This window comes from Holophagales bacterium (assembly GCA_016699405.1).
In the GTDB taxonomy this organism is placed as follows: Bacteria; Acidobacteriota; Thermoanaerobaculia; order Multivoradales; family JAGPDF01; genus JAAYLR01.
In genome coordinates this window covers 3,996,078-4,022,759 of record CP064972.1, presented here as the reverse complement: position 1 = coordinate 4,022,759, position 26,682 = coordinate 3,996,078, and the positions used below count along the sequence as shown (strand labels likewise).

26 protein-coding genes and 1 pseudogene are annotated in these 26,682 nt (G+C 73.0%); 22 read left to right on the top strand and 5 right to left on the bottom strand.

All coding sequences use genetic code 11. From position 1 onward, the window contains the following. Nucleotides 1-133: 133 nt before the first annotated feature. A pseudogene (locus IPJ17_16650) lies at nucleotides 134-235 on the bottom strand (IS110 family transposase). Nucleotides 236-608: 373 nt separating this feature from the next. Between IPJ17_16650 and IPJ17_16645 the strand changes: the two are divergent. The 20 genes from IPJ17_16645 to IPJ17_16550 all read left to right on the top strand — a co-directional run bounded on the left by IPJ17_16645 (nucleotide 609) and on the right by IPJ17_16550 (nucleotide 20,335). Next, nucleotides 609-2,114, top strand: a complete 1,506-nt coding sequence (locus tag IPJ17_16645; GenBank protein QQR73096.1) for a type I 3-dehydroquinate dehydratase — start codon at nucleotides 609-611, stop codon at nucleotides 2,112-2,114. Further along, nucleotides 2,111-3,094 (top strand): ATP phosphoribosyltransferase regulatory subunit, encoded by a 984-nt coding sequence (locus IPJ17_16640; protein ID QQR73095.1) that lies wholly within the window; start codon nucleotides 2,111-2,113, stop codon nucleotides 3,092-3,094. Before IPJ17_16645 ends, IPJ17_16640 begins: the two co-directional genes overlap by 4 nt. A gap of 1 nt (nucleotide 3,095) precedes the next feature. Next, nucleotides 3,096-3,737 carry an ATP phosphoribosyltransferase gene (locus IPJ17_16635; protein QQR73094.1) on the top strand — a complete coding sequence of 214 codons (642 nt, stop codon included), beginning with the start codon at nucleotides 3,096-3,098 and terminating at the stop codon, nucleotides 3,735-3,737. Then, complete coding sequence (hisD, locus tag IPJ17_16630; GenBank protein ID QQR73093.1) at nucleotides 3,734-5,113, top strand: histidinol dehydrogenase; 1,380 nt, start codon at nucleotides 3,734-3,736, stop codon at nucleotides 5,111-5,113. Before IPJ17_16635 ends, hisD begins: the two co-directional genes overlap by 4 nt. Next, on the top strand, nucleotides 5,110-6,255 hold the full coding sequence (locus IPJ17_16625; GenBank protein ID QQR73092.1) for a histidinol-phosphate aminotransferase family protein: 1,146 nt from the start codon (nucleotides 5,110-5,112) through the stop codon (nucleotides 6,253-6,255). The genes hisD and IPJ17_16625 overlap by 4 nt, the downstream gene beginning before the upstream one ends. Then, complete coding sequence (locus IPJ17_16620) at nucleotides 6,252-6,848, top strand: imidazoleglycerol-phosphate dehydratase (protein QQR73091.1); 597 nt, start codon at nucleotides 6,252-6,254, stop codon at nucleotides 6,846-6,848. The genes IPJ17_16625 and IPJ17_16620 overlap by 4 nt, the downstream gene beginning before the upstream one ends. Next, the gene (hisH, locus tag IPJ17_16615) at nucleotides 6,845-7,483 is read left to right on the top strand and encodes an imidazole glycerol phosphate synthase subunit HisH (protein QQR73090.1); all 639 of its coding nucleotides are present in this window, start codon (nucleotides 6,845-6,847) and stop codon (nucleotides 7,481-7,483) included. Before IPJ17_16620 ends, hisH begins: the two co-directional genes overlap by 4 nt. Further along, nucleotides 7,474-8,232: a 1-(5-phosphoribosyl)-5-((5-phosphoribosylamino)methylideneamino)imidazole-4-carboxamide isomerase gene (locus IPJ17_16610; GenBank protein ID QQR73089.1), complete on the top strand. Its 759-nt coding sequence runs from the start codon at nucleotides 7,474-7,476 to the stop codon at nucleotides 8,230-8,232. The genes hisH and IPJ17_16610 overlap by 10 nt, the downstream gene beginning before the upstream one ends. Next, nucleotides 8,229-9,035: an imidazole glycerol phosphate synthase subunit HisF gene (gene hisF / locus IPJ17_16605; GenBank protein ID QQR73088.1), complete on the top strand. Its 807-nt coding sequence runs from the start codon at nucleotides 8,229-8,231 to the stop codon at nucleotides 9,033-9,035. The genes IPJ17_16610 and hisF overlap by 4 nt, the downstream gene beginning before the upstream one ends. Continuing rightward, nucleotides 9,032-9,661 carry a bifunctional phosphoribosyl-AMP cyclohydrolase/phosphoribosyl-ATP diphosphatase HisIE gene (locus IPJ17_16600; GenBank protein ID QQR73087.1) on the top strand — a complete coding sequence of 210 codons (630 nt, stop codon included), beginning with the start codon at nucleotides 9,032-9,034 and terminating at the stop codon, nucleotides 9,659-9,661. The genes hisF and IPJ17_16600 overlap by 4 nt, the downstream gene beginning before the upstream one ends. After that, nucleotides 9,658-11,109: an anthranilate synthase component I gene (gene trpE / locus IPJ17_16595; protein ID QQR73086.1), complete on the top strand. Its 1,452-nt coding sequence runs from the start codon at nucleotides 9,658-9,660 to the stop codon at nucleotides 11,107-11,109. The genes IPJ17_16600 and trpE overlap by 4 nt, the downstream gene beginning before the upstream one ends. Further along, nucleotides 11,106-11,687 carry an aminodeoxychorismate/anthranilate synthase component II gene (locus IPJ17_16590; GenBank protein QQR73085.1) on the top strand — a complete coding sequence of 194 codons (582 nt, stop codon included), beginning with the start codon at nucleotides 11,106-11,108 and terminating at the stop codon, nucleotides 11,685-11,687. Before trpE ends, IPJ17_16590 begins: the two co-directional genes overlap by 4 nt. Then, nucleotides 11,687-12,697 carry an anthranilate phosphoribosyltransferase gene (gene trpD, locus IPJ17_16585; GenBank protein ID QQR76206.1) on the top strand — a complete coding sequence of 337 codons (1,011 nt, stop codon included), beginning with the start codon at nucleotides 11,687-11,689 and terminating at the stop codon, nucleotides 12,695-12,697. Before IPJ17_16590 ends, trpD begins: the two co-directional genes overlap by 1 nt. Beyond that, nucleotides 12,691-13,500: an indole-3-glycerol-phosphate synthase gene (locus tag IPJ17_16580; protein ID QQR73084.1), complete on the top strand. Its 810-nt coding sequence runs from the start codon at nucleotides 12,691-12,693 to the stop codon at nucleotides 13,498-13,500. Before trpD ends, IPJ17_16580 begins: the two co-directional genes overlap by 7 nt. A 136-nt stretch (nucleotides 13,501-13,636) precedes the next feature. Then, entirely contained in the window at nucleotides 13,637-14,272 is a 636-nt protein-coding gene (locus IPJ17_16575) for a phosphoribosylanthranilate isomerase (protein QQR73083.1), read from the top strand. Further along, nucleotides 14,247-15,482: a tryptophan synthase subunit beta gene (trpB, locus tag IPJ17_16570; GenBank protein ID QQR73082.1), complete on the top strand. Its 1,236-nt coding sequence runs from the start codon at nucleotides 14,247-14,249 to the stop codon at nucleotides 15,480-15,482. Before IPJ17_16575 ends, trpB begins: the two co-directional genes overlap by 26 nt. Next, complete coding sequence (locus IPJ17_16565; protein QQR73081.1) at nucleotides 15,479-16,327, top strand: tryptophan synthase subunit alpha; 849 nt, start codon at nucleotides 15,479-15,481, stop codon at nucleotides 16,325-16,327. Before trpB ends, IPJ17_16565 begins: the two co-directional genes overlap by 4 nt. Next, the gene (locus tag IPJ17_16560) at nucleotides 16,320-17,003 is read left to right on the top strand and encodes a phospholipase (protein ID QQR73080.1); all 684 of its coding nucleotides are present in this window, start codon (nucleotides 16,320-16,322) and stop codon (nucleotides 17,001-17,003) included. Before IPJ17_16565 ends, IPJ17_16560 begins: the two co-directional genes overlap by 8 nt. A 28-nt stretch (nucleotides 17,004-17,031) precedes the next feature. Next, on the top strand, nucleotides 17,032-18,933 hold the full coding sequence (locus IPJ17_16555) for a diguanylate cyclase (protein ID QQR73079.1): 1,902 nt from the start codon (nucleotides 17,032-17,034) through the stop codon (nucleotides 18,931-18,933). Nucleotides 18,934-18,955: 22 nt separating this feature from the next. Then, nucleotides 18,956-20,335 (top strand): FAD-binding oxidoreductase, encoded by a 1,380-nt coding sequence (locus IPJ17_16550; GenBank protein ID QQR73078.1) that lies wholly within the window; start codon nucleotides 18,956-18,958, stop codon nucleotides 20,333-20,335. 10 nt (nucleotides 20,336-20,345) lie between these two features. On the opposite strand, the gene pepT is transcribed toward IPJ17_16550, so the two are convergent. The 4 genes from pepT to IPJ17_16530 all read right to left on the bottom strand — a co-directional run bounded on the left by pepT (nucleotide 20,346) and on the right by IPJ17_16530 (nucleotide 24,968). Further along, nucleotides 20,346-21,605, bottom strand: a complete 1,260-nt coding sequence (gene pepT, locus IPJ17_16545; protein QQR73077.1) for a peptidase T — start codon at nucleotides 21,603-21,605, stop codon at nucleotides 20,346-20,348. A gap of 72 nt (nucleotides 21,606-21,677) precedes the next feature. Further along, complete coding sequence (locus IPJ17_16540) at nucleotides 21,678-22,574, bottom strand: hypothetical protein (protein ID QQR73076.1); 897 nt, start codon at nucleotides 22,572-22,574, stop codon at nucleotides 21,678-21,680. 176 nt (nucleotides 22,575-22,750) lie between these two features. Continuing rightward, nucleotides 22,751-23,398, bottom strand: coding sequence for a VTT domain-containing protein (locus IPJ17_16535; GenBank protein ID QQR76205.1), 648 nt, complete (start codon nucleotides 23,396-23,398; stop codon nucleotides 22,751-22,753). A 55-nt stretch (nucleotides 23,399-23,453) separates the two neighbouring features. Beyond that, nucleotides 23,454-24,968: an MFS transporter gene (locus IPJ17_16530; protein QQR73075.1), complete on the bottom strand. Its 1,515-nt coding sequence runs from the start codon at nucleotides 24,966-24,968 to the stop codon at nucleotides 23,454-23,456. A gap of 43 nt (nucleotides 24,969-25,011) precedes the next feature. Here IPJ17_16530 and IPJ17_16525 point away from each other — a divergent pair, with 43 nt between their 5' ends. Further along, nucleotides 25,012-25,314, top strand: a complete 303-nt coding sequence (locus IPJ17_16525) for a DUF1330 domain-containing protein (GenBank protein QQR73074.1) — start codon at nucleotides 25,012-25,014, stop codon at nucleotides 25,312-25,314. Nucleotides 25,315-25,349: 35 nt separating this feature from the next. Then, complete coding sequence (locus IPJ17_16520) at nucleotides 25,350-26,489, top strand: radical SAM protein (protein QQR73073.1); 1,140 nt, start codon at nucleotides 25,350-25,352, stop codon at nucleotides 26,487-26,489. Nucleotides 26,490-26,682: the final 193 nt, after the last annotated feature.

Here is a 26,682-nt window from a genome sequence, read left to right as displayed (position 1 = left end):
GGAGCTGCCCCATCGAACTTGCGGTCCTCGAAGGGTACCCGGCGGCATCGTCCGGGCAGGTCCACCAGCCGATCGTTCATGGGTTCACGCGGTAGGGTTCCGTTCTCGTCGTCGTCCTACCTGAGTCTTGTCTTCAGGCGGGCTTGAGCTTCGCGCCGGCGGGGATCTCGCCGAAGTTCACGAAGCGCCAGAGCGCGATGCGGAGCTTCCGGGCAAGTGCGACGATGCCGACCTTGCGCACTCGGGTAAGCCCTTCCCCGAAAGTCGATCCAGCCAGATGAGAGTCCTCCGCCGGATTCGCCCAGCGAGGTCACCCGAGTCCCCATTGCGCTGGCGATCGCAAGCGGTGGGAGCGTCAGGTGCGGTACCCGACTTGACATCCGCCGATCCCCGCTGGTAGAACCCGCTCGCGATGTCGGGCATGACGCAGAGCGCCAACCTTCCTGTCTCCGCCACGGGCGGGGCGGGCTGGTGGCGTCTCCACGTCCATACCCACGCCGCCTGACGGCCGGGGCCTGTTGCCCCGGCCCGCAGGGCCCCGGGGCGAGGCTGGCATCCGACACGCGCGAGCTGACCTCCTTCCGGGAACCCGGGAGGAGGTTTTCGTTTTGGGAGCTCGTGCCACTCTCGTCGCTACGCTGACCGAGCCGCCGGCCGCCGACGGGCGCTCGCTTGCCGCGCTCGGCGGCCTCGCCGATCTGCTCGAGGTGCGGGCCGACCTCGTCGGCGATCTCGACGCGGCCTGGCTGCGCTCGCACTTCCCCGGCCGGCTCCTCTACACCCTGCGCAGTCGCGCCGAAGGGGGCGCCTTCGAAGGCTCCCGGGAGCGTCGCCGGCGGCGGATCGGCGAGGCGGCGAGCGCCTACGACCTCGTCGACCTCGAAGCCGAACGCGACGCGAGCGACGACTTGCTGGCGACGATCCCCGCCGAACGGCGCGTCCTCTCGTGGCACGGGGCGCCCGCCGACCTCGAAACGCTGCGCCGCCGGTTCTCGCGCATGGCTTCCGTCCCGGCGGCGCTCTACAAGCTGGTGACCTTCGCCACCGCGCCGGGCGAAGAGCTGGCCTCGCTCGAGCTCGCCGCCGATTCGCGGCGGCGCGATCTGCTGTCGTTCGCCGCCGGCGCCTCGGCGGCGTGGACGCGCCTGCTGGCGCCGCGGCTCGGAGCGCCGTGGGTCTACGGCGCGGCGAGCGAGACGCCCGGTGCGCCGGGCCAGCCGACGGTCGCCCGGCTGCGCGCCGACTTCGGGCTGCCCGAGCTCGGCGACGTCGCCTGGATCGCCGGGCTGATCGGCAACCCGGTCGCCCACTCGCTCTCGCCGCGGCTGCACAACGGCGGCTATCGCGCCCTCGGGCTCGCCGGCCTCTACCTGCCGTTCCACGTCGAGCGGTTCGCCGACTTCTGGCTCGAGATCGTCGAGTCGGGGATCTTCGCGCGCCTCGGAATGCCGCTGCGTGCCTTCAGCGTCACCACGCCGCACAAGGAGGTGGCGATGGCGGTGGCGGGGGCGGCGAGCCCGCTCGCCGTGCTCTCGGGCTCGGCCAACACGCTGCTCTTCGCCGACGGCGTCTGTCAGGCCGAGACCACCGACGCGGTCGGTGTCGCCGGAGCCTTGCGTGCCCTTGGCCGCGATCCCGCGCGGCTCGCCGTCGCCGTGGTCGGCGCCGGCGGCGCCGGGCGCGCGGTGGCCGCCGGGCTGGCGCACGAGGGGGCGCGCGTGACGCTGGTCAATCGGACGTACGAGCGGGCGCGCGAGGTGGCGCGCGACCTGCGCGTCCAGGCGGCGCCGCTCGACGGTTTCCGCCCGCGGGGCTTCGACGTGCTGGTCAACGCCACCTCGATCGGGCGGGACGGCGAAGGGCTGCCGCCGGTCGCACTCGCCGAGGTCGCGACCGGAACGGTCGTCGTCGACCTCGTCTACGGCGACGAGCCGACGCCCTGGCTCAGCGAGGCGATGCGGCGCGGATTGCCGGCGGTCGACGGGCGAGAGGTGCTGCTGCAACAGGCGCGGCCGCAGTTCTACATGACCACCGGGTGCGAGCTGCCGCCCGAGCTGGGGCGCGAGGTGCTCGGCCTGCCGGCTCCGGGAGTGGCTCCGGGAGCGGCGTCGTGAGAGTGACCGCCTCGCTTCCCACCGGGGTCTCGGCGCTCTTCTTCGGCGCCGCGCGCCGTCGCCGTGAGCTCGAAGCGCGCCTGGCCACCGAGCTCGAGGCGGGCGGCTTCGCCGAGGTCGTCCTGCCGGTCGTCGACTTCCACGAGCCGTACGAGGGGCTGCTTTCGGCCTCGGCGCGCGCCGAGCTCTACCGCTTCACCGACCGCGACGGCGAGCTGCTGTCGCTGCGCAGCGACTTCACGCCGATGCTGGCGCGGCTGCTCGCGCCGCGTCTGCCGGGGCTCGAGCTGCCGTTGCGCCTCTTCTATCGCGGCGACGTGGTGCGTTACGAAGAGTCGCGCCTCGGGCGCGAGCGCGAGCTCTACCAACTCGGCGTCGAGATCGTCGGCGCCGCGGCCGGCCAGGCGGAGGGCGCCGGCGAGCGCGAGGCGCTGCGGCTCTTCCTGCGCCTGCTCGCGGCGGCGGGCATCGCGCGGCCGCATCTCGTCCTCGGTTTCGCCGGCGCGCTCGACGCGCTGCTGCTCGCCGGCGAGGCGGATCCATTGGAGCTCGCCCGCGGGGTGGCGCGCCGCGAGCGGGGCGTCGCTCGCCGCGGCGGCGCCGAGCTGCTGGCGATCGTCGAGCGCGGCGTGCCGGACGACACGGCGGTGCTCGGTGCGGCCGCCGCCGATCTCGCGCGGCTGCTCGCGCTGCGCGACGAGCTCGCCGTCGCCTACCCGGCGGCGCAGGTCGAGATCGACCTCGCCGAATTCGCGCTCTGCACGCTCGACGCCCGCCTGCTTGCGGCGCGCGACCGGCGCTCCTACTACGACGGCCTGGTGTTCCGCGCCTACGCCGGTCCCGCCGCTTCGCCGGTCGGGGGAGGCGGGCGCTACGACGGGCTCTTCGCCGCGCTCGGAGCGGCGGCGCCGGCGCTCGGTTTCTCCCTCGGTCTCGACGGGCTCTCGCGCCTCGCCGAGAGCATCGCGGAGGAGATCTGAGATGGCCGGCGACGCGACGCTCCGCCTGGCACTGCCGAAGGGACGGATCTTCGACGCCGCGCTCGCCGCGCTGCGCGCCGCGGGCTACCGGCTCGCCGGTCTCGAGGAGCCGGGGCGGCGCCTGCACTGGGAGTTCCCGGACGAGGGGCTCGAGGCGTTCATCCTCAAGGACTGGGACCTGCCGCTCTACGTCGAGCAGGGGATCGCCGATGCCGGGATCGTCGGCAGCGACGTCATCGACGAGGTCGATGGCGACCTGCTCGCCCCGCTCGCGCTCTTCGACGGGCGCTGCCGGCTGTCGCTGATCGGCCGACCCGGCACGCTGCCGCGGCCCGGAGCGCAGGTGCGTCTCGCCTCGAAGTACCCGCAGACGGCCCGCGCCTTCGTCGCGACGGCGCCGTGGAGCGCCGAGGTGGTGCGCCTTTCGGGTTCGGTCGAGCTCGCCCCGGTGCTGGGCCTCGCCGAGCTGGCGCTCGACGTCGTGCAGACCGGGCGCACGCTCGCCGAGCACGGTCTGGTCGAGCTCGCGGTGGTGCGTGAGGTGGCGCCGCGCCTGGTCGTCAACCGCGGCGCGTTCCTGCGCCACCGCCGGGCCCTCGGCGAGCTCTGCGAGCGGCTCGAGCGGGCGGAGGTGGCGCAATGAGCCCGATCTTCTCGATCCGCCCGCTGGGCTCGGCGAGCGGCGAGCGGATGCTCGCCCGTCTCGCGGCGCGGCGCGGGCGCGTGCTCGACGCGTCGACCGAGCGGGCGGCGCGACGCCTCGTCGAGTCGGTGCGCCGGTGGGGCGACGCGGCGCTGCTCGCCGCGGTGGCCGAGCTCGACGGCGTCGCGGCGGCGAGCGTCGGTGAGCTGCGCCTCCGGCCGAGCGCGGCCGACCGCCAGGGCGTGGGGCTGCCGGCCGGTTTCGCCGCGGCGCTCGAAGCGTCGATCGCGGCGGTCGAGGCCTATCACCGCGGACAGGTGGTCCCCGGTTTTCGTCAAGAGCTCGACGGCGTCGAGCTCGTCGAGCGGCGCGAGCCGCTCGCTCGCGTCGCCGTCTACGTGCCGGGCGGTCGCGCCTGCTATCCGTCGACGGCGGTGATGACCGTCGTGCCGGCCCGCGTCGCCGGGGTCGGCGAGATCGTCGTCGTCACCCCGCCGCGCGCCTGGGCCGAGCACGTCACGCTCCGCTACACCCTGGCGCGCCTCGGCGTCGAGGAGATCTGGGGCTGCGGCGGCGCCCATGCGGTGGCGGCGCTCGCCTTCGGCACGGCGAGCATCGCGCGTGTCGACAAGATCGTCGGGCCGGGCAACGCCTGGGTCACCGCGGCCAAGCGACAGGTGGCCGGGGAGGTGGCGATCGACGGGCTCGCCGGGCCGAGCGAGGTGGTGATCGTCGCCGGAGCGGACGCGTCGCCCGAGCTCGTCGCCGCCGATCTGCTCGCGCAGGCCGAGCACGACCCGAAGGCGGCGGCGATCCTGCTGACGCCGAGCCGTGCGCTGGCGCGTGCGGTCGCCGTCGAGCTCGAACGGCAGCTGCCGCGACTCGCCACCGCGGCGACGGCACGCGCCGCGCTCGCGGCGCTCGGCGGGGCGCTGCTCGTCGGCGACCTCGACGAGGCGATCGCCGCGGTGGCGCGGATCGCGCCGGAGCACCTGCAGCTCGTCGGCGAGCCGTTCGAGTCGGCGGCGGAGCGTTTCGGCAACGCCGGCGCGATCTTCGTCGGCGCGATGACGCCGGAGGTCTTCGGCGACTACGTGGCCGGTCCCAGTCACGTCCTGCCGACCTGCGGCACGGCGCGCTTCGCCTCGGCGCTCGGCGTCGAGGACTTCGTGCGACGCAGTCACCTGGTGCGCGTCGCCGCGGCGAGCGCGCCGCGCCTGGCGGCCGCCGCCCGCGTGCTCGCCGAGGCCGAAGGGCTGCCGGCGCACGCCGAGGCCGCCCGCCGGCGAGAGGCCGGAGGCGAGGCGGGGAGCCTGCGGCTCGCGAGTCCGGAGGTCGCGACTCGCGTCCCCTCCGGGCCGAGGAAGGCGCGATGAGCACGCTCTCGACGGCCGACCCGCGAGCCCTGCTGCCGGAGACGGTGCGCGCCCTTTCGGCCTACACCCTCGACCTTTCGCCCTGCCGGCACAAGCTCGACCAGAACGAGGTGCCGTGGGAGCTGCCGCGTCGCCTGCGCGAGACGATCGCCCGGCGCTGGCTCGCCGGCGACTGGGCGCGCTACCCGGATTTCCACGCCGACGCGCTGCGCGCGGCGCTCGGCGCGCTGCACGGCTGGCCGCGCGACGGCGTGCTGGTGGGCAACGGCTCGAACGAGCTGCTCGCGCTCACCCTCGCGGCGCTCGCCGGCGGGCGCGAGTTGCTCGCTCTCGCTCCGGGCTTCGGGCTCTACCCGGTCTTCGCGCTGGCGGCGGGCGCGCGGTGGCGCGCCTTCGGTCCGCGGCAGGACCTGCGCCTCGCCGTCGACGAGCTCGAAGCGGCGGTGGCCGAGGACCCGCGGCGGCCGGTGCTGCTCTGCACGCCGAACAACCCGACCGGCGAGGCCATACCGGCTGAGCGGGTCGAAGCGCTGCTGGCGCGCCTCGAAGCGCCGCTCTTCCTCGACAACGCGTACGGCGAGTTCTCCGGCCACGACTATCGGCCGCTCCTCGCGCGGCACCGTCACCTGCTGCTCTTCCGCACCTTCTCGAAGGCCTGGTCGCTCGCCGGGATGCGGCTCGGTTACCTCCTCGCCGACCCGGGGCTCGCCGGCGAGTTGCTCAAGCTCAAGCTGCCGTACAACGTCAACCAGGCGAGCGCGCTCGCCGGCGAGGTGGCGCTCGCTCATCCGCAGGCCGCGGGGCGTCGGGTTCGCCTGCTGATCGGCCGGCGGTCGGCGTGGAGCGCGATGCTCGCGCGCGCGGGGGCGGAGGTCTTCCCGTCGGAGGCCAACTTCGTGCTGACCCGTTGGCCGGGCGAGACGGCGGTGCGCGTGCGCGACGGCCTCGCGGCGCGCGGCATCCGGGTGCGCGACCTCTCGCGCGGCGCCGGGCTCGCCGGCTGCCTGCGGGTGTCGGTCGGCTGCGGTGCGGCGTGGCGCGACACGCGAGCGGCGCTCGCCGAGATCCTGGCCGATGAAGGTGTGGGCGAAGGTGGGGCAGAAGATTGCGCCGAAGGACTGGAAAGACGAGGGACGCGATGAGCCGACGACAGGCGACAGTGGAACGGAAGACCCGCGAGACCGACGTGCGCGTCGATCTGGCGCTCGACGGCGGCGCGGTGACGCTCGACGTGCCGAACGGCTTCTTCGGCCACATGCTGCAGGCGCTGGCGACCCACGGCGGTCTCGGTCTGACGGTGGTGGCGCACGGCGACACGCACGTCGACCTGCATCACACGGTCGAGGACGTGGGGATCGCCGTCGGCGAGGCGCTCGCCGCAGCGCTCGGCGATCGCTCCGGCGTGACGCGCTTCGCCCATGCCTATGCGCCGCTCGACGAGGCGCTGGCGCGCGCGGTGGTCGACCTTTCGGGCCGTGGTTTCTGCGCCTGGCGGGTGCCGGCCGAGCTCGAGGCGAGCTGGATCACCCGCGAGCTGCCGTTCACCCTGCTCGCCGACTTCTTCCAGGCGCTCGCCGATCGGGGGCGGCTGACCCTCCACGTCGACCTGCTCGCCGGGCGCAACCCGCATCATGCCGCCGAGGCGGCGTTCAAGGCGGTGGCGCTGGCGTTGCGTCAGGCGGTCTCCTGCCGCGGCGGCGACGTGCCGAGCACCAAGGGGACGCTCACCGCATGAGCGACGGGGCGACGGCGGGTGCCGGCGGGGTGACGGTCGTCGATCTCGGGGTGGGCAACCTCGGGAACGTGGTCCGTGCGCTCGCCCGGCTCGGCGCGACGGCGGAGATCACCAGCGAGCCGGCGCGGATCGCCGCCGGCCGGGTGCTGGTGCTGCCGGGCGTCGGCGCCTTCCGCCCGCCCCGGGAAGCGCTGCGCGGCGAGCGCGAGGCGGCCCTGCGCGCTGCGCTCGGGGCGGGAGCCTGGCTGCTCGGCATCTGCGTCGGCTATCAGTTGCTCTTCTCGGCGAGCGAGGAGTTCGGTTCGACCGACGGCCTCGGCCTGCTCTCCGGTCGCGTCACGCGGCTGCCGGACGACGTGCCGCTGCCGCACATCGGCTGGAACCGCCTGCGCGAGGTCGCCGACCATCCGCTCCTCGTCGGGCTCGCCGACGGCGAGTACGCCTACTTCGTCCACAGCTTCGCGCCGGAGGGGGTGGACGCGCGTCTCCGTCTCGCCGTGGCGCGCCATGGCCGGCCGTTCGCCGCCGTGGCCGGCGACGGCCGGGTGTTCGGCACGCAGTTCCACCCGGAGAAGAGCGGCGACGCCGGTCTGCGCCTGCTCGGCAACTTCCTGGAGCTGGCGCGATGCGCATGACGGTCGAGGCCGGCCTCGTCGAGCTCCTGCCGTCGATCGACCTCCGGCACGGGGAGGTCGTGCGCCTGCGTCAAGGGCGGGACGACGAGACCACCGTCTATCCGGCAGATCCGTTCGCGCTGCTCGCCGCCTTTCGCGCCGCCGGGGTGCGGCGCGCGCACCTCGTCGACCTCGACGCGGCGTTCGGCGAGGCGCCGCAGCGCGCCCTGCTCGCCCGACTCGCCGCGGCGGTCGACCGTCCGGCCCTCGAGCTCGGCGGCGGGCTGCGCTCGCGCGAGGCGATCGACGCGGCGCTCGCCGCCGGCTTCGAGCGCGTCGTCGTCGGCTCGCTCGTGGTGCGCGATCCGGAGCGCTTCCTCGCGCTTGCCGAGGCCCTGCCGCAGCGGCTCGTGCCGGCACTCGAGTGCGACGCCGGGCGTCTCCGCCTCGCCGGCTGGACGGAGAGCTCGCCCGTGCGGCCCGAAACGCTCGCCGCCCGGCTCGGCGGCGCGCCCTGTCCGGCGCTGCTGGTGACCGACGTGGGGCGCGACGGCACGCTCGCCGGACCGAACCTCGACCTCGCGCGCGCACTCGCCGCCGCGAGCGGCCTGCCGGCCATCGTCTCGGGCGGCGTCGCGGCGCTCGGCGATCTCGTCGCTGCCCGCGCGACGCCGGGCGTCGCGGCGGTGATCGTCGGGAGAGCGCTCTTCGAGGGGCGCTTCTCGCTCGCCGCGGCGCTCGCCGCCTGTGCCGGGGAGGAGCGCTCGTGAGCGCCGAGGCGAGGCAGACCGAGCTCGCCTGCCGGGTGATCCCGTGCCTCGACGTGGCCGACGGCGGCGTCGTCAAGGGGGTGCGCTTCACCGACTTCACCCACCACGGCGACCCGGCGGAGGCGGCCGAGCGCTATGCCGCCCAAGGGGCCGACGAGATCGTCTTCCTCGACATCGGTGCCGCGCCCGACGCCCGTCGCACCCGCCTCGACTGGGTGCGACGCACGGCCGAGCGCGTCTTCGTGCCGCTCTGCGTGGGCGGCGGCGTGCGAACCGTCGACGATGCCCGCGAGCTGCTGGCGGCCGGCGCCGACAAGGCCGGCGTCAACACCGCCGCGGTGGCACGGCCGGAGCTGGTCTCCGAGCTCGCGGCGCGCTTCGGCTCACAGTTCGTCGTGCTCTCGGTCGATGCGCGGCGCCGCGGCGACGGTTGGGAGGTGGTGACCCATGGCGGTCGCACGCCGGCCGGTCGCGACGCGCTCGCCTGGATCGTCGAAGGGGTCGAACGCGGTGCCGGCGAGGTGCTGCTCACCTCGATCGACCGCGACGGCACGCGCGCCGGCTACGATCTCGAGCTGCTCGGCGCCGCCTCGCGAGCGGTCGGTGTGCCGGTCATCGCCTCCGGTGGGGCGGGCGATCCCGCCGACCTGGCGGCGGCGCTCGAGGCCGGGGCGGCGGCGGTGCTTGCCGCGTCGATCTTCCACACCGGACGCTTCACCGTCGGCGAGGTCAAGCGCGAGCTCGCCCGGCGCGGATTCCCGGTGCGCTGGGCGCCGGGTGACGAGGGAGAGGAGAGGGCATGACTCTGGCGATCGACAGCCTGCGGTTCGACGAACGCGGACTGCTGCCGGTGGTGGCGCAGGAGGAGGGGAGCGGGGCGGTGCTGATGCTCGCCTGGGCCGATCGCACGGCGGTCGAGCGCACGCTGGCCTCGGGCGAGGCCTGGTTCTTCAGCCGCTCGCGCCAGGCGCTGTGGCGCAAGGGCGAGAGCTCCGGCAACACGCTGGCCGTCACGTCGGTGACGCCGGACTGCGACGGCGACGCGCTGCTCTATCGCGTCCGGGCCGCCGGCCCGGCCTGTCACCGCGGGACGCGCAGCTGCTTCGAGCCGAACCCGGCGGCGCTCGAGCTCGGCTGGCTCGAGGCGGTTGTCGCCGAGCGCGCGGCAGGCGGCGAGTCGACGAGCTACACGGCGCGGCTGCTCGCCGACGGCGTCGACCGGATCGCCCGCAAGGTGGGCGAGGAGGCCACCGAGACGGTGATCGCCGCCGTCGCCTCCGGCGAGCCGGGGAGCCGCGAACGACTGGTCAGCGAGTCGGCGGACCTGCTGTTCCACCTGCTCGTCCTCCTGCGCTCGCGCGATGTCGGTCTCGGCGAGGTGGCGAGCGAGCTGTCGCGCCGGCACGCCGAGCGGGGAGGGGCGCGATGAGCTCGCCGCGACCGCGTCGGGCGGTACCGCACCTTCGCGAGCTGCTGGCCGACACGCTGACCCCGCTCGCCGTCTACCGGCGCCTCGCCGGGATCTCGCCGGTGCGCTTCCTCTTCGAGAGCGTGACCGGCGGCGAGCAGGTCTCGCGCTTCAGCTTCCTCGGCTCGGCTCCGCGCGAGCTCTACCGGCTGCATGCCGATCGTCTCGAGCGTGACCGGGACTTCGAGCGCCGCGCCATGCCTGGCGAGCCGCTCGCCGCGCTGCGCGCCGTGGTGTCCGACCTGGCGAGCGAGCCCGGGCCGCTCCCGTTCACCGGCGGCTTCGTCGGCTTCTTCGGCTACGACACGATCCGTCTGCTCGAGCGGCTGCCGCAGCGCCCCCCCGACCCTTACGGGCTGCCGCTCGCCGTCCTGGCGCGCTTCGACGACCTGGTGGTCTTCGACCACGCCCGCCAGCGCGTCGTGCTGGTGGCCAACGAGATCGAAGGCGAGGTCTCCGCCACCGAGGCGGAGGCGGCGCTCGACCGCCTCGAGCGCCTGTTGGTCAGCGCCCGCGGCACCGGGGCGGTGGCCTTGCCGGCGCGCGCCCCCGATCCGCCGCCGTTCGCCTCGGCCTTCGACGGCGCGGCCTTCCGCGCCGCGGTGGCGACCGCCAAGGAGCACATCGCCGCCGGCGACATCTTCCAGGTGGTGCTGGCGCGCCGCTTCCGCGTGCCCGAGGCGCCGCCGCCGCTCGCCCTCTATCGCGCCCTGCGGCTGGTCAATCCGAGCCCCTACATGGTGCTCTTCGAGAGCCCCGAGGTGACGCTGGTCGGCGCCTCGCCGGAGATGCTGGTGCGCAAGCACGGCCGTCGCGTCGTCACCCGGCCGATCGCCGGCACGCGCCCGCGCGGGCTCGAGCCGGAGGACGATCGACGCTTCGCCGAGGAGCTGCTCGCCGATCCCAAGGAGCGTGCCGAGCACGTCATGCTCGTCGACCTCGGGCGCAACGATCTGGGACGGGTGGCGGTCGCCGGCAGCGTCGAGGTCACCTCGTTCTTCGACGTCGAGCGCTACAGCCACGTGATGCATCTCGTCTCCAACGTCGAGGGCGAGCTGGCGCCGGGGCGCGAGGCGCTCGACGCGCTCTTCGCCTGCTTTCCCGCCGGGACGGTCTCCGGGGCGCCGAAGATCCGCGCCATGGAGATCGTCGACGCGCTCGAGCCGGAGGCGCGTGGCCCCTATGCCGGAGCGGTCGGCTACCTCTCCTTCAGCGGCGACCTCGACACCTGCATCACCATTCGCACGCTCGTGGTGCAGGGGGGAGAGACCTCGGTGACCGCCGGCGCGGGCATCGTCGCCGATTCCGATCCGGCCGCCGAGCAACGCGAGACGGAGAACAAGGCGGCGGCCCTGCTCGCCGCCGTGGCGCTGGCACGCACCATCGAGGCCGGGGAGGTGCGGTCGTGATCCTGATGGTCGACAACTACGACTCCTTCACCTTCAACCTCGTCCAGGTCCTGGCGGCCGAAGGGGCCGAGGTGCTGGTGCTGCGCAACGACGCCGAGAGCGCCGCGGCGATGCTGGCGCGGCGCCCGACCGGCATCGTGCTCTCGCCCGGGCCCGGACGGCCCGAGGACGCCGGCGTCTGTGTCGAGCTCCTGGAGCGACGCCCGAACGTCCCGCTGCTCGGGGTCTGCCTCGGTCATCAGGCGCTCGGCGTCGCCTTCGGCGGGCGCTGCGAGCGGGCACCGCGCCTGATGCACGGCAAGACCTCGCCGGTGCGCCACACCGGACGCGGGATCTTCTCCGGGCTCTCCGATCCGTTCGAGGCGACGCGCTATCACTCGCTCGCCGTCCCCGAGGCGTCGCTTCCGGCCGAGCTCGAGCCGCTCGCCTGGGCCGACGACGGGACGCTGATGGGCATGGCACACCGCGAGCTGCCGTACTGGGGTGTGCAGTTCCACCCCGAGTCGGTGCTGACGCGCGAAGGGCCGCGCCTGCTCGGCAACTTCCTGCGCCTCTGTGCCGGGGAGGTGGAGTCGTGATCGAGCCGCGGCGGGCGCTCGAGCGCTGGCTCGCGCGCGAGGACCTTTCGGGCCCGGAGGTCGAGCACCTCTTCGGCCAACTGATGGACGGCGCGCTCGACGAGGCGATGAAGGCCGGGCTGCTGGTGGCGCTGTCGGCCAAAGGCGAGGCCCCGCACGAGATCGCCGGGGCGGCGCGAGCGATGCGGGCGCGGGTGCGGCGCGTCGAGCACGGGCGCGAGGGGGTGGTCGACACCTGCGGTACCGGCGGCGACGGCAAGGGGACGTTCAACGTCTCGACCGCCGCGGCGGTGGTGGCGGCGGCGGCGGGCGCGCCGGTGGCCAAGCACGGCAACCGGGCGGTGTCGAGTCGCTCGGGGAGCGCCGACCTGCTCGCCGCCCTGGGCGTCGAGGTCGAGGTGGAGCCGGAGCAGGCGGCGCGTCTGCTCGAGCAGGTCGGGCTCGCCTTCCTCTTCGCGCCGCGGCTCCATCCGGCGATGCGCGAGGTGATGCCGGTGCGTCGCGCGCTCGGCGTGCGGACCGTCTTCAATCTGCTCGGACCGCTGACCAACCCGGCCGGCGCGGAGCGGCAGTTGCTCGGTGTCTTCTCCCGGGCACGGGTCCTCCCGGTCGCCCAGGTCCTCGCCGAGCTCGGCTGTCGTCACGCCCTCGTCGTGCACGGCAGCGACGGGCTCGACGAGTTGACCACGACCGGCCCGACCTTCGTCGCCGAGGTGCGCGGCACGCGCGTCGAGACCTACGACGTGGCACCCGAGGAGGTCGGCCTGGCGCGTGTGCGCCTCGAAGCGATCGCCGGCGGCTCTCCCGAGGAGAACGCCCGGGTCGCCGAGCGGCTCTTTGCCGGGGCGGCGGGGCCGATCGCCGACATCGTGGCACTCAACGCGGGTGCCGCGCTCTTCGTCGCCGGGCTCGCACCGGATCTCGCCGCGGCGGTCGAACGGGCGCGCGAAGCGCTCGGCAGCGGTGCCGCAGCGGCGAAGCTCGAGGAGCTGCGGAGCTTCGCATGGTGAGCGCGGGCGCGCCCCCGCGTTCCCTGCCGGACGTGCTGCGCCGGATCGTGGCGCGCCGTCGCGAGTGCTTCGGCCTGGCACCGGCGGCGCTCGGCCTCGATCCGCCGGGCGAGACGACCGCGCCGCCGCTCGTCGCCAACCGCTTCGTCGCCGCGCTCGCCGCTCGGCGAGGCAACGCGGTGATCGCCGAGGTGAAGATGGGCTCGCCTCGGCTGGGCTCGCTCGCCGGCCGTGTCGATGCGCTCCGCCAGGCGCGTCTCTACGCGGCTCTCGGCGCCGCCTGCCTCTCGGTGGTCGTCGAGCCGGACTTCTTCTTCGGCAGCTACGAGCTGCTGGCGGCCTGTCGCGAGGCCTCCGGTCTGCCGGCGGTGGCCAAGGACTTCGTGGTCGACGTGCGCCAGCTCGACGAGGCGCGCGCTGCGGGGGCTGACGCGGTGCTGTTGGTGGCGGCGCTCTACGAGGCGAGCGAGCTCGCCGAGCTGGCCGCCGCGGCCCGCCGGCGCGGGTTGGTGCCGCTCGTCGAGACGCACGACGCCGCCGAGGTGGCGCGGCTCGCCGGGCGCGACTGGGAGCTCGTCGGCGTGAACAACCGCGATCTGCGAAGCTTCGACGTCGACCTCGAGCGGTCGATCGCGCTGGCCCCGACGCTGCCGCCCGGTGCGCTGCGGGTGGCCGAGAGCGGCATCGCCACCCGCACCGACGTCACGCGGCTCGCCGCCGCCGGTTTCGACGCCTTCCTGATCGGCGAGAGCCTCCTGCTCGCCGACGACCCGGCGGCGAAGCTCGCGGAGCTGCTCGGATGAGCGAGCGCCGCATCGTTTCCCCCGCCCAGGTCCTTCGCTTCGCTCAGGACGACGGGCGGTTGGCTTTCGATGGTCGTCCCGAGCGGGAGCGAGGGACCTGGGGGGCGGGCGGCGCGAACCCGGGGCGGATCGCGCGATGAGCCATCTCCCGTGCGTCAAGATCTGCGGAGTGACCCGCGTCGCCGACGCGCTGCTCGCCGTCGAGCTCGGCGCGGCGATGATCGGGCTGAACTTCTACGCCGGGAGCCCGCGGCGAGTGGCCACGGATCGCGCCCGCGAGATCGCTCGCGAAGTGGGGGAGCGAGCCCTGCGCGTCGGCGTCTTCGTCGGCGCACCGCTCGACGAGGTACGGCGCACGATGGAAGCGGTCGAGCTCGACCTCGCCCAGCTCCACGGCGACGAGCCGGACGGGACGGTGCGGGAGCTCGGAGCGCGCGCCGTCAAGGTCTTCCGCGGCGGCGCCGCCGCCGTCGACTTCGCACCGTTCCCGCAGGCGTGGGGGTTTCTCGTCGACAGCGCCGATCGGCTACGCTACGGCGGGACGGGTGAGACTTGGTCGTGGGAGCGGCTGCCGCGCCCTTCCAGCGGTCGCCCGGTGCTGGTCGCCGGCGGCATCGCTCCCGGCAATGCACGGGCGGCGCTGGCGGCGACCGGCGCCGACGGGATCGACGTCGCCTCCGGCGTGGAGTCGGCGCCGGGGGTCAAGGACGCGGCGTTGCTGCGCCGTCTTTTCGAGGAGGTCGGGCATGGCGAGTTGGAAGTCCGGACCTGACGCGCGCGGTCGCTTCGGGCCGTACGGCGGGCGCTACGCGCCCGAGACCCTGATGGCGCCGCTCGCCGAGCTCGCTGCGGCCTACGACAAGGCGCGGCGCGACCGGCGCTTCCGGGATCGCCTCGCCGATCTCCTCTCCCACTGGGCGGGGCGGCCGACGCCGCTCTACTTCGCCGAGCGCCTCTCGCGCGAGCTCGGCGGCGCGCGGCTCTTCCTCAAGCGCGAGGACCTGCTCCACACCGGCGCGCACAAGATCAACAACGCCCTGGGGCAGGCGCTGCTCGCCGAGCGGATGGGCAAGCGCCGGGTGATCGCCGAAACCGGTGCCGGCCAGCACGGCGTGGCCACCGCCACGGCGGCGGCGCTGCTCGGTCTCGAGTGCGTCGTCTACATGGGCGAGGAGGACATGCGGCGGCAACGCCTCAACGTCGATCGCATGCGCCTGCTCGGCGCCGAGGTCGTCGCCGTCGACGCGGGCAGCCGCACGCTCAAGGACGCGATCAACGAGGCGATGCGTGACTGGGTGACGAACGTCCGCACGACTCACTACATTCTCGGCTCGGTGCTCGGTCCCGACCCGTTCCCCCGGATGGTGCGCGATTTCCACCGGGTCATCGGCGAGGAGTGCCGGCGGCAGCTGAAGAAGGCGGTCGGGCGCTCCGAGCCCGACGTGGTCATCGCCTGCGTCGGCGGCGGCAGCAACGCGCTCGGCATCTTCACCGCCTTCCTCGACCGGCCGCGGGTGCGACTGATCGGGGTCGAGGCCGGCGGGCGAGGAGAGGACCTCGGCGAGCACGCGGCGCGCTTCGCCGGCGGGGCCCTCGGCGTGCTGCACGGCACGCGCACCTACGTGTTGCAAGACGAGGCCGGGCAGGTCGCGCCGACCCACTCGGTCTCGGCGGGCCTCGACTATCCGGCGGTCGGTCCGGAACATGCCGAGCTGCGCGATCGCCGACGCGTCGAGTACGTCAGCGCGACCGACGACGAAGCGGTCGCCGCCTTCCATCGACTGGCGGAGTGCGAGGGGATCCTCCCCGCCCTGGAGACCGCCCACGCTCTCGCCGAGGCGTTCCAGCGCGCGCCGCGCCTCTCGCGGCGGCACGTCCTGGTGGTGAACCTCTCCGGCCGCGGCGACAAGGACGTCGAGTCGGTCCTCGCGTTCGACGCGGCGAAGCGGGCGCCGCGGCGCCGCAGTGGAGGTGGCGCATGAGCGCGATCGCGGCGACCTTCGCCCGTTGCGAGGCCGAGGGGCGAGCGGCGTTCGTCCCCTTCCTGGTGGCCGGCGATCCCGACCTCGCTGCCACCGAGCGGTTGTTGACGGCCATGGCGCGTGCCGGCGCCGACCTCGTCGAGCTCGGCGTGCCGTTCTCCGATCCGATCGCCGACGGGGCGGTGATCCAGGCCGCCGCGGCGCGAGCGCTCGCCGGCGGAACGACGCTCTCGCGCATCCTCGAGCTGGTGGCGCGTTGCCGGGCGCGTGTCGGTGTGCCGATCGTCCTCTTCACCTATTTCAATCCGCTGCTGGCCCACGGCCTCGAGCGCTTCGCCGAGCAGGCGGCGGCCTCGGGGGTCGACGGCGTGCTGATCGTCGACCTGCCGCCCGAAGAAGCGGAGGAGGAGGTGCTGCCCGCGCTCCGTGCCGAGGGGCTCGACACGATCTTCCTGCTCGCGCCGACCAGCACGCGAGAGCGCGTCGAGCGCGTCGCGCGGCTCGGCAGCGGCTTCGTCTACTACGTCTCGCGCACCGGGACCACCGGCGTGCGCGAGCAGCTCCCGGAGTCGCTCGCCCGCGAGGTCGCGGCGGTCCGGAAACGGGTGAAGCTGCCGGTGGCGGTCGGGTTCGGCGTCTCCTCGCCGGAGCAGGTTGCCGAAGTGGCGGCCTGCGCCGACGGCGTCGTCGTCGGGAGCGCGCTCGTCCGCCTGGCGGCGGAGTGCGCCGACGAGCCCGACTTCGTGGCGCTCGTCGGCGAACGGACGCGTCAGCTCGCGGCAGCGACCGTCCGTCCGGCCAAGCAACCGCGCGGGCTCTTCGGGCTGCGGAGGGGGCGTGGCTGACGCCGCCACCCCGGCCGAACCGCCGGTCACGGTGAGCGAGCGGGTGGTCGCCCGCACCACCGGCCGCTTCCATCTCGTCCCCGGGGCCCCGGGGGCGCCGCTGCTCGTCGGCTTCCACGGCTACGGTCAGGTCGCCGCCGCGCAGCTACGCGAGCTGGTGCAACTGCCCGACCTCGACGGCTGGTCGCTCGCGGCCGTCGAAGCGCTCCACCCTTTCTACACCCGCCAGGGGGAGGTGGTCCGCAGTTGGATGACGCGCGAGGACCGCGAGTCGGCGATCGCCGACAACGTCGCCTACGTTGCTTCGGTGCTGGCGCGTCTGCACGAGATCGTGCCGTTTCCTTTCTGGGTCTCCTGCGGCTTTTCCCAGGGAGCGGCGATGGCCTGGCGCGCTGCGGTCGGACTCTCGGCCTCCGCGCCGAGCTGTCGGGCGGTGATCGCGCTCGGCGGCGACGTGCCTCCCGACCTCGATGGGCTGTCCGAGCTTCCGGTGCGACGCGCGTTGCTCGGCCGGGGCGCCGCGGACGAGTGGTACACCCCGGAGAAGCTCGCCGCCGACCGATCGCGCCTCGCGGCGCGCGGGCTCGAGCCGGAGGTGTGCGAGTTCTCCGGCGGGCACGAGTGGACCGCCCAGTTCCGCGAACGGGCGAGCCTCTTCTTGCGCTCACTCGCTTGAGCGACTGGCGACGATGAGCCGCGACGCCTTGCGAGAGCGAAGGGAGGCAGGGCCGGCAGCGCGCGGGTCGCTCCTCGCCGGGTTCAGCGTCGGCGTGCTCCTCGCCCTTGCCGCAGGCAGCGGAACGGCCCGTGCTGCCGACTCGCTGGTCCTCGGGCCGGACGACGAAAGCTGCGCGCTGCGCGGCGCCGTCGAGGTGCTCGCCGATCCCGACGGGCGCTTCGAGCCGTCGCAGGCCCTCGCTCAGTCCGGATGGGCCACGCCGCCGGCCGAGCCGCAGGAGCTTGCGCCGGGCGTCTACTGGGCGAGATTGCGGCTCGAATCGCGCGTCACCGTGCCGACGCCCTTCGTCCTCGTTCCGGACGGCCATTGGCATCGCGTCGAGGCGTTCGACGACCCGTTGTCGCCGCCGCGCGAGGTGACCGGCGCGGCGTTGCCGCTCGGGCGGCGGGCGCTGCAGAGCGTCCGACCGCTCATTCCGGTGCTCGCCGAGCCGCACGTCCACCGGTCGCTGCTGCTGCGATTCGTCGCACTGCCGGGGCATCACTTCCGTCCGGACCGATTCCTCGCCGGCTGCGAAGGGATGGCCGCCCATTTCCGCCGGGAGAGTCGCGAACGCCACCTGCACGGCCTCTACGGCGGGCTGATGCTCGCCGTGGTGTTCTACAACTTCTTCCTCTGGCTGTCGGTCCGCGACCGGGTCTATCTCCGCTACGTGCTCTACGCCGGGAGCTTCGCCTCGATCTGGCTGGCGACGGCGGGGGTCGGGCTCGACCTGCTCTGGCCCGACTGGCCGGGCTGGGACGAGGTTTCGATCTTCGTCTTCTCGGTGATGGCGCTCGTCTGCGGAAACCGCTTCGTGCAGGAGTACCTCCAACTCGGCGTTCGTCAACGCCGGCTGTCGCGCCTGCTCGACTTCACCAGCGTTGCGGCCATCGGGCTCGGGCTGGCGGCCCTCGCCGGTCAGTGGGACCTGGCGATGGACCCTTTGGCCCTCCTCGCCTTCGCGGTCGTGCTGCTCCAGTTCGTGGCGGGCGGCCGGGCGCTGCGCTCGGGCTTCGCGCCGGCGCGGATCTACCTCGTCGCCTGCGGCGCCCTCGTCCTCGGGGTGATGGCCTACGTCCTGGCCTACCTCGGGTGGCTGCACACGAGCTTCGCGACGCGCTATGGCGCGCAGATCGGCTCGGCGCTCGAGATGGTCCTCCTGGCCTTCGCCCTCGGTTCGCGAATCCGCACCCTCGAGCTCGAGCAGCGGGAGGGGGAGGATCGCTATCGCGCCCGCCTCGAGCGTGAAGTCGAGGAGCGCACGGCGAGCCTGGCGGCGGAGAAGAGTCGTGCCGACGCCGCGCGGCAGGAGGCCGAGCAGGTGAATCGCGAGCTCGTCGAGGCGAACCGGCGTCTCGAACGGATCACCCTGGTCGACGGTCTCACCGGCGTGGCCAACCGCCGGCACTTCAATCACGTCTTCGAGGCGGAGTGGCGTCGCGCTCAGCGGCTCCATGCGCCGATCGGCGTCGTGCTCTTCGACGTCGACCATTTCAAGGCGTTCAACGATCGCTACGGCCACGCTGCCGGCGACGATTGCCTGCGGCGGGTGGCGGCGACCCTGGCCGATCTCGCCCGCCGCACCAGCGACGTCGTGGCGCGCTACGGCGGCGAGGAGTTCGTGGTCATTCTGCCGGCGACCGATCTCCCCTCGGCACAGGCACTCGCCGAGCAGGCGCGTGCCGCCATCGAGGAGCTGGCGATCGAGCACGCCGACGCAACGAACTGGCGGCGGCTGACGCTCAGCGCCGGCGTGGCCTGCCAGGTGCCGGAGGTCGGCAGCTCGAGCGCCGCGCTGCTCGCCGCGGCGGATGCGGCGCTCTACGCGGCCAAGCGCGCCGGGCGCAATCGGGTCGAGGTCGCGGCGGCACCCGCGACAACGTGAGCGGCCGGTCCGAGGAGGGTCCATGGAACAGGCTTCGGTCGTCGTCTGTGGTGCCGGCATCGGCGGTCTCGCGGCGGCGCACGAGCTCGCGGTGCGGCGCGGCCGGCGCGACGTCGTCATCGTCGATCCGCTGCCGCCCCTCTCGTTGACCAGCGACAAGTCGACCGAGTGCTACCGCAACTGGTGGCCCGGTCCGGGCTCGACCCTGGTGCGGTTGATGAACCGGTCGATCGACCGGCTCGAGGAGCTCGAGCGGACGAGCGGCGGGCGACTGGCGCTCAACCGCGCCGGCTACCTCTACCTGACGGGCGTCCCCGCGACAGCGCGCGAGCTCGAGCGGCAAGGCCGGGAGATCTCGGCGCTCGGAGCGGGGGCGTTGCGGGTCCATCGGCCGGGCGACGACGAACGGGCGTACCCGCCGCTCCGGCTCGACGGGTGCGACCCGACGCTCGACGGCGCCGATCTCCTGCTCGATCCGCGGCGCATCCAGCGTCTCTTCCCGGGGCTTGCCGGCGACGCCGTGGCCGCGCTCCACGCGCGACGGTGCGGCTGGCTCTCGGCGCAGCAGCTCGGCATGGAGCTGCTCGACCGTGCGCGCGATGCCGGCGCCCGGCTCGTTGCCGGGCGCGTCGTGGCGATCGAGGTCCAGCGAGGGGCCGTGCAGGAGGTCGTGATCGAGACGAACGACGGACAGCGGCAGCGTGTCCGCACGGCGACCGTCGTCGACGCGGCGGGTCCGCACGCTGCCGAGGTCGCCGGCCTGGCCGGGGTCGAGTTGCCGCTCACCTGCGAGCTCCATGGCAAGGTCTTCTTCGACGACCATCTCGGCGTGGTGCCGCGCGAGCTGCCGCTCACCATCTGGTGCGATCCGATCGAGCTCGCCTGGAGCGAGGAAGAGCGTGCCGGGATCGCGGCCGACCCGGCCCTCGCCCCGCTGTTGCGACCGCTGCCGGCAGGGATGCACTTCCGCCCCGAGGGCGGGCGGGCGAGCCGCTGGCTTCTACTGCTCTGGACCTACCATCTCGAGCCGGTCCCGCCGGTCTTCCCTCCGCGCTTCGACCCGGTCTATCCCGAGGTCGCCGTGCGAGGCCTCGCGCGAATGGTGCCTGCGGCTGCCGCCTACCTCGAGCGTGGCATGCGAAAACCGCGAGTCGACGGCGGCTACTACTGCAAGACACGGGAGAATCGTCCGCTCGTCGGCCCGACGCCGGTGGCCGGATTCCACCTCTTCTGTGGCCTCTCCGGCTACGGGATCATGGCCTCGCAGGGTCTCGCCGAGCTGCTCGGCGGCTGGGTCGCCGGTGGCGAGTTGCCGGACGACGCCGGAGAGTTCCTCCTCTCGCGCTACGCCGACGCGGCATACCGCGCCCGACTCGATGCTCTGACGTCGGGACAGCTCTGAGGTACTCCACTCAGCGCGGCGCGCGCTCCTCGAAGACGCGGCAGAGCTCGACGATCACTTCGACGGCCTTTTCCATGTCCTGGACCGAGACCCATTCGAGCCGGGAGTGGAAGTTGTGCTCGCCGGCGAAGAGGTTGGGTGTCGGCAGGCCCATGAAGCAGAGGCGCGAGCCGTCGGTGCCGCCGCGGATCGGGCGCTCGCGCACGGCGAGGCCGGCGCGGCGGATCGCCTCGCGGGCGTTCTCGACCACCTGCGGGTAGGCGTCGAGGATCTCCCGCATGTTGCGGTAGGACTCCTCGACCTTGGCGGTGACCGAGGCGCCCGGCCAGGCGGCGACGGTCTCGTGCGCCAGTTTCTCGAGCCACGCCTCCTTTTCCGCCAGCGCGGCGGTGCGGAAGTCGCGGATGAGCAGCTTGACCGAGGTGCGCTCGACGCTCGCGTTGACCACGTAGGGGTGGACGTAGCCCTCGTAGTCCTCGGTGGTCTCGGGGGAGAGCCCGTCCTTCGGCAGCCGGGAGACGAAGTCGGCGGCCACCTTGATCGAGTTGACGAGGCGGTCCTTGCCGTAGCCGGGGTGGGTGTTGAAGCCCTGGAAGGTGAGGGTCAGCGAGTCGGCCGAGAAGCTCTCCATCTCGACCTCGCCGAGCGTTTCGCCGTCCATCGTGTAGGCGCAGGCGGCGCCGAACGCGGCGACGTCGAAGTGCTCGGTGCCGCGCCCGACCTCTTCGTCCGGGGTGAAGGCGATCCGGATCACTCCATGCGGAATCTCCGGGTGCGCCAGGAGGTATTCGGCGGCAGCGACGATCTCGGCGACACCTGCCTTGTTGTCGGCGCCGAGCAGCGTCGTGCCGGAGGCGGTGACGAGATCGTTGCCGATCTGCTCGGCGAGGTGCGGGTTGTCGGCGAAGCGGAGCACCGCGGTCGGATCGTCGGGGAGGACGAGATCCTGTCCGCGATACGCGCGGTGCACGATCGGTTCGACGTTCTCGCCCGGCATCTCCGGCGAGGTGTCGACGTGGGCGATGAAGCCGATCACCGGCACCTCGCGCTTCGCCGAGGTCGCCGGGATCGTCGCGGTGACGTAGCCGTGGGCGTCCATGGCGGCGTCGTCGAGGCCGATGTCGCGCAGCTCGCCGACGAGCCGCTCGAGCAGCACGAGCTGCTTGGCGGTCGAAGGATAGGTCTCGGAGGTCTCGCTCGACTGCGTGTCGAAGCGGACGTAGCGCAGAAAGCGGTCGAGGACCGAGGTGTGGAAGGAAGGCGTCGGCATCGCAGGTCTCCAGACGAAGAGGGCCGGCCGCCCGGAAGCGACCGGCCCGCCAAGTCTGAAGCCCGCGAGGAGCTACTGCAAGGGGATGGCGAAGTTCGGCGCGGTGGTCGTCGGATTGCCGTCGACCCGGTTGTTGCCCGCCGAGCGCACCTGGGCGCCGGCGACGAACGAGATGCCGACGGTGTTGTTGTAGATCCCGTTGTTGGCCAACCGCACCGTGGCGCCGGAGACCGAGGCGCTCACCGCGGTGCCGTTGAAGGCGAGGGTCGAGCCCTCGGCGATGAGGAGGCTGGTCGCGGCGGAGCTGAGCAGCGCGGTGCCGCCGGAGTTGACGGTCGAGTCGCTGATCGAAACGAAGGTGTTCGCCGTTGCCTCGACGCCGGTCGTGGCGCCGAAGATGCTCAAGCGGTCGAAGACGCCGGTGGCGAATCCCGAGGTGGTGGCGATCCGGATTCCGGCCGGTGCGCCGACGATCGACACGTCGCGGCCGACGATCGTTCCGCTGGCCGAAAGCGAGATGTCGATCGCCCGGGTAGTGACGCTGGAGATCGTGACCCTGTCGAGCTCGACGCGGCCGCCGGCGAGATAGCGGATCCCGTTCAGCCCGGTCCCGGCGCCGTGGATGCTCAGGTTGCGCAACACCACGCGGTCGTTCACTCCGGCGTTGATGATGACGCCGTTGGTCCCGGCCGAAAGGATGCCGGCGAGCGTGCCGTCGCCACTGATGGTGATCGACTTGGTGATCGTCACCGCGCCGAAGCCACCGGGGTCGAGCACCGAGATCTCGCCGCCGGCGGCGGTCTTCGAGATGGCGCCGGCGAAGGTCTTGCAGGGCGCCGTGCGACTGCAGGGATTGGCGTCGTCGCCGACTCCGGAAACCCAGGTGCGCGTGGCCTGGCCGAAGGCGGCGGGAGCCACGGCGAAGCTCAGCAGCGCCGCGGCGAACGAAAGACGGGTGCGAATGGTCATGGGCGATCCTCCTGGTACAGATCTACGCTCTTTCCTCCGGACAGAGGTCAGCGGCGGCCGGCAAGAGGTGATCCGTCGATGCCCCGAAGGGTAGCACCGATCGCCTGCGGGGGCGACTCGGAAATCCTGGAAATAAGAGGCTTGCAGAGTCGGGAAGGGGCGCTCGAAACGGCGCCTCAGTCCGCTGACGGAGCCGGAGCTCCGCTCTTGGCGCGCCGCCCCTTCCACCAATGCACGAAGACCGGTGCCACGGAGATCAGGATGATCAGCACCAGGACCTTCTCGAGATGGCGTTGCACGAAGGGGATCTGGCCGAAGAAGTAGCCGAGCAGGATCATCGAGCAGACCCAGGCGATGCCACCGGCGATGTTGAAGAAGACGAAGCGGCGATAGCGCATCTGCGCGACGCCGGCGACGACCGGTGCGAAGGTACGGGCGAACGGCATGAAGCGGGCGAGGACGATCGTCATCCCGCCGTAGCGTTCGTAGAACTCCTTGGTGCGCAGCAGGTGCTCGCGCTTGAAGAACCGCGAGTCGGGCCGCGAGTAGAGCGGTGGCCCGGCCTTCTTGCCGATGGCGTAGCCGGTCGAATCGCCGACGATGGCGGCGAGCGAGATGAAGACGAGCAGGTGCCAGAGCTCGAGCGCGCCGGTCGTGGCGCAGACGAAGCCGGCGGTGACGAGCAGCGAGTCGCCCGGCAGGAAAAAGCCGACGAGCAGGCCGGTCTCGGCGAAGACGATGCCGATGAGCGCTGCGAGCCCGCCCCAGCGGATCAGCTCGGTGAGACCCTCGACGGTACCGATGAGATGGAGGAAGTCGCGCAGCAGCTCCAAGCGGTTCTCCTTGCCGACGTGCACTCTAGCAAAGGCGACGCGGTGCTCAGCCGAGGGTGGCCGGAGCCGGGTTGCCGGCGGGTGGGTCGCCCTGCTCGCGGATCATCCGACGGACCCACGGCAGCAGGGCGAGCCCCGGCAGGGCGAGCGCCGCAGTGATGGCGAAGTAGATCGGGTAGCCGAGCCCTTCGACGCCGATTCCCGAGAAGGCGCCGGCGAGGTCTCGCGACAGCGAGAATCCGGCCGAGAGCAGGGCGTACTGCGTTGCCGCATGCGAGCGGTCGCAGAGGTTCATCAGGAACGAGAGGAAGGCCGCGGTGCCCAACCCCTGGCAGATCGACTCGATCGCCGAGGCCGCGTAGAGCGTCGCTTGAAAGGGGCCGAACGAAAGGCCGAGCAGGCTGGCGTCGCCGCGCGGCAGGTCGAGCGCCGCGACCACGACATAACCGAAGTTCGACACGAGTTGCGCGGCACCCAGCCAGAACAATCCGGAGAAGACGCCGCGGCGCTGGATGAACCAGCCGCCGGCGAGCGCGCCGAGAATCGTCAGTCCCATGCCGATGCCGGAGGAGAAGAGGCCGATCTCGGTCGGCGTCATGCCGCGATCGACCCAGAACGGCTTGACCATCCGCCCGAGCATCGAGTCGCCGATCTTGAAGCAGAGCACGAACGCGACGACCGGCAGCATCTCGCGACGAAAGGCCCAGCGCAGCATCTCCGGCGACAGGAAGGAGACGAGGGCGAACGACCCGGCGATCACGGCGAGCGTCACCCAGAGCCCTTGCCAGTCGGTGCGGTAGGCCTGGGCCACGAGGACGCCGGCGGCAGCGAGCAACGCTGCCTGCCCGGGGCCGAAGCGCTTCAGCGGCGCGACGGTGCCGTCGAGCGCGGCGGGAACCACCCGGCCGGCGTGCTCGCGCGGGACGCGAGGGCTGGCGAAGGCGAGGACCGCCGAGGCGAGGCAGAGGCAGGCGGCGAGGATCCAGACGCCGGTCCAACCGAAGGTGGGACGGTCCGCCAGGAGCAGCAACACGCCGCCGGCGAAGAGCAATGCGCCGCGGTAGAGAGAGACCCGCATGCCGTTGATCAGTCCGCTGTCGCGCGGCGTCGAGACGTCGACCGCGTAGGCGTCGATCGAGATGTCCTGCGTCGCCGAGAGGAAGGTGAAGGCGAGCAGGATCCCCCAGAGCGCCGCACCCGGGTGTGCGGCGTCGAATCCGAGCATCGCCAGGCAGAGGGCGGCGAGGCCGACCTGGCAGGCGGCGATCCACCCCTGACGCGAGCCGACCCGGTCGGCGAACGGCGCCCAGGCGGGTTTGAGCGTGTAAGGCAGGAAGAGGAGCGACATGAGGCCGATCTCGCGCAACGAGACCCCGTGCAGGCGGAAGTAGACTGGCCAGACGTCGTACGCGATGCCGTAGGGGAACCCCTCCGCGAAGTAGAGGACGGCCACCCAGGCGAGCTTGCGGCGCAGCGTCACCGGCGGATCATAACCGCGTGCCCGCCGGCCTCGATGCCGGACGAGAGGATGCAGCGAGCGCGCGACGGTCGTACAGTTCACGCTCGAGCGCCACGCGGAGTCACCCGGCGCAAGGAGCGATGCCATGCCTGCCTACGTCCTGGTCGAAATCACCGTGACCGACCCGACCACCTACGAGCGCTACAAGCGGCTGGCGGAGGCGTCGGTCGCCGCCCACGGCGGGCGCTACCTGGTGCGCGGCGGCCGGGTCGAGCCGCTCGAAGGGAAGCGCTCGCTCCAGCGACTGGTGATTCTCGAGTTCCCCTCGATGGAGCAGGCACGGACCTGGTGGGCGTCCCCGGAATACGCCGCCGCCAAGCCGGTCCGGGCGGCGAGCGCGACGACCGAGATGATCCTGCTCGACGGCTACGCGCCGGCGGCGACCTGATCGGCGTCGGCGCGGGGGGGCTAGACTGCCGCGGCATGAACCGGCCCGGAGAGCGCTTCGTCAATCTCTCGGCGACGGCGACCGTTCTCTCGCCCGAGCCCTCCTCTGTCGTCGCGTTCGATCGCGCGGGACGCCTGATCACCTTCGCCCGGGGCGAGTCGTTCTTTCGCCGCAGTCTCGGTTCGGATCTCTTCGAGCGGCATCGTACGGCCGAGACGCGGTGGCGGAAGCTCGGCGATCCCGAGGCCGTGCAGCATTTCGCCGAGGCCCGTGAGCTCGCCCTGGCGATGGCGTCCGAACCCGGGGAGGTCGCGCTGCGCGAGCGGGTCGAGCGGGAGGTCGCCCCGTGGACTCCCGCTCGGCTGCTCGCCGAGCGCGAGCGCTTCGACCGCACCTATCGTCCGATCGCCATCCTGCCACCGGACCAGTACCTTTCGGTGGTCGTGCAGGCGACCGAAGGCTGCACCTGGAACCGCTGCACCTTCTGCTCGTTCTACCAGGACCGGCCGTTTCGCGCGCGTGGCATGGTCGAGCTCGGCGCGCACCTTGCCGCTGTCCGGGAGCTGCTCGGTGGGGACCTCGCGCGGCGCCGCTCCGTTTTCCTTGCCGACGGCAACGCCCTGGCTCTGGGGACGCGGCGGCTCCTGCCGATCTTCGACCGGATCGCGCGGGAGCTTCCGGGCCTGCCGGTGGCGAGCTTCGTCGATGTCTGGAGTGGCGAGAAGCACGACCCGGCCGACTGGCACGCGCTCGTCGCCCGCGGACTGACGCAGGTGGCGATCGGCATGGAGAGCGGGGACGACGAGCTGCTGGCGCTGGTCGACAAGCCGGGGAGCGTCCGCGAGCTGGCCTCGTTCGTCGCCGAGCTCAAGGCGGCGGGCGTGGCGCTCTCGTTGATCGTCATCGCCGGGCTGGGCGGGGAGCGGTTTCGCGTGCGCCACCGCGAGGCGACGGTCGCCGCGCTCGCCGCGCTGCCCCTCGATCGCCACGATCGCGTCTATCTCTCGCCGTTCGTCGAGGATCCGGCGTCGGAGTACGCCCGGCGGGCCGCGGCGAGCGGGTTGCAAGCGATGACACCCGAGGCGATCGCCGACGAGCTCGCGACGCTCGCGGTGGCCCTGCGTGCCGCCGGGCTGCGCGTCGGTCGCTACGACCTGCGCGAGTTCTTCTACTGATCGCCTGGAACGGCACGACGCAGGTCCGACCCTTCGGCCGCCTCGGGTGTCGTCAACGCCGTTCGCCGCGTCGCGGATAGCCGCTGACCGGGCGTCGTCGCACCCCCGTCATCCCGAGCGAGAGCGAGGGATCCGGGGGTGGTCGGCAGGAGGTCCTGGGGCCCGGTGTGGCGCCCCCCAAGTCCAGGGCCTT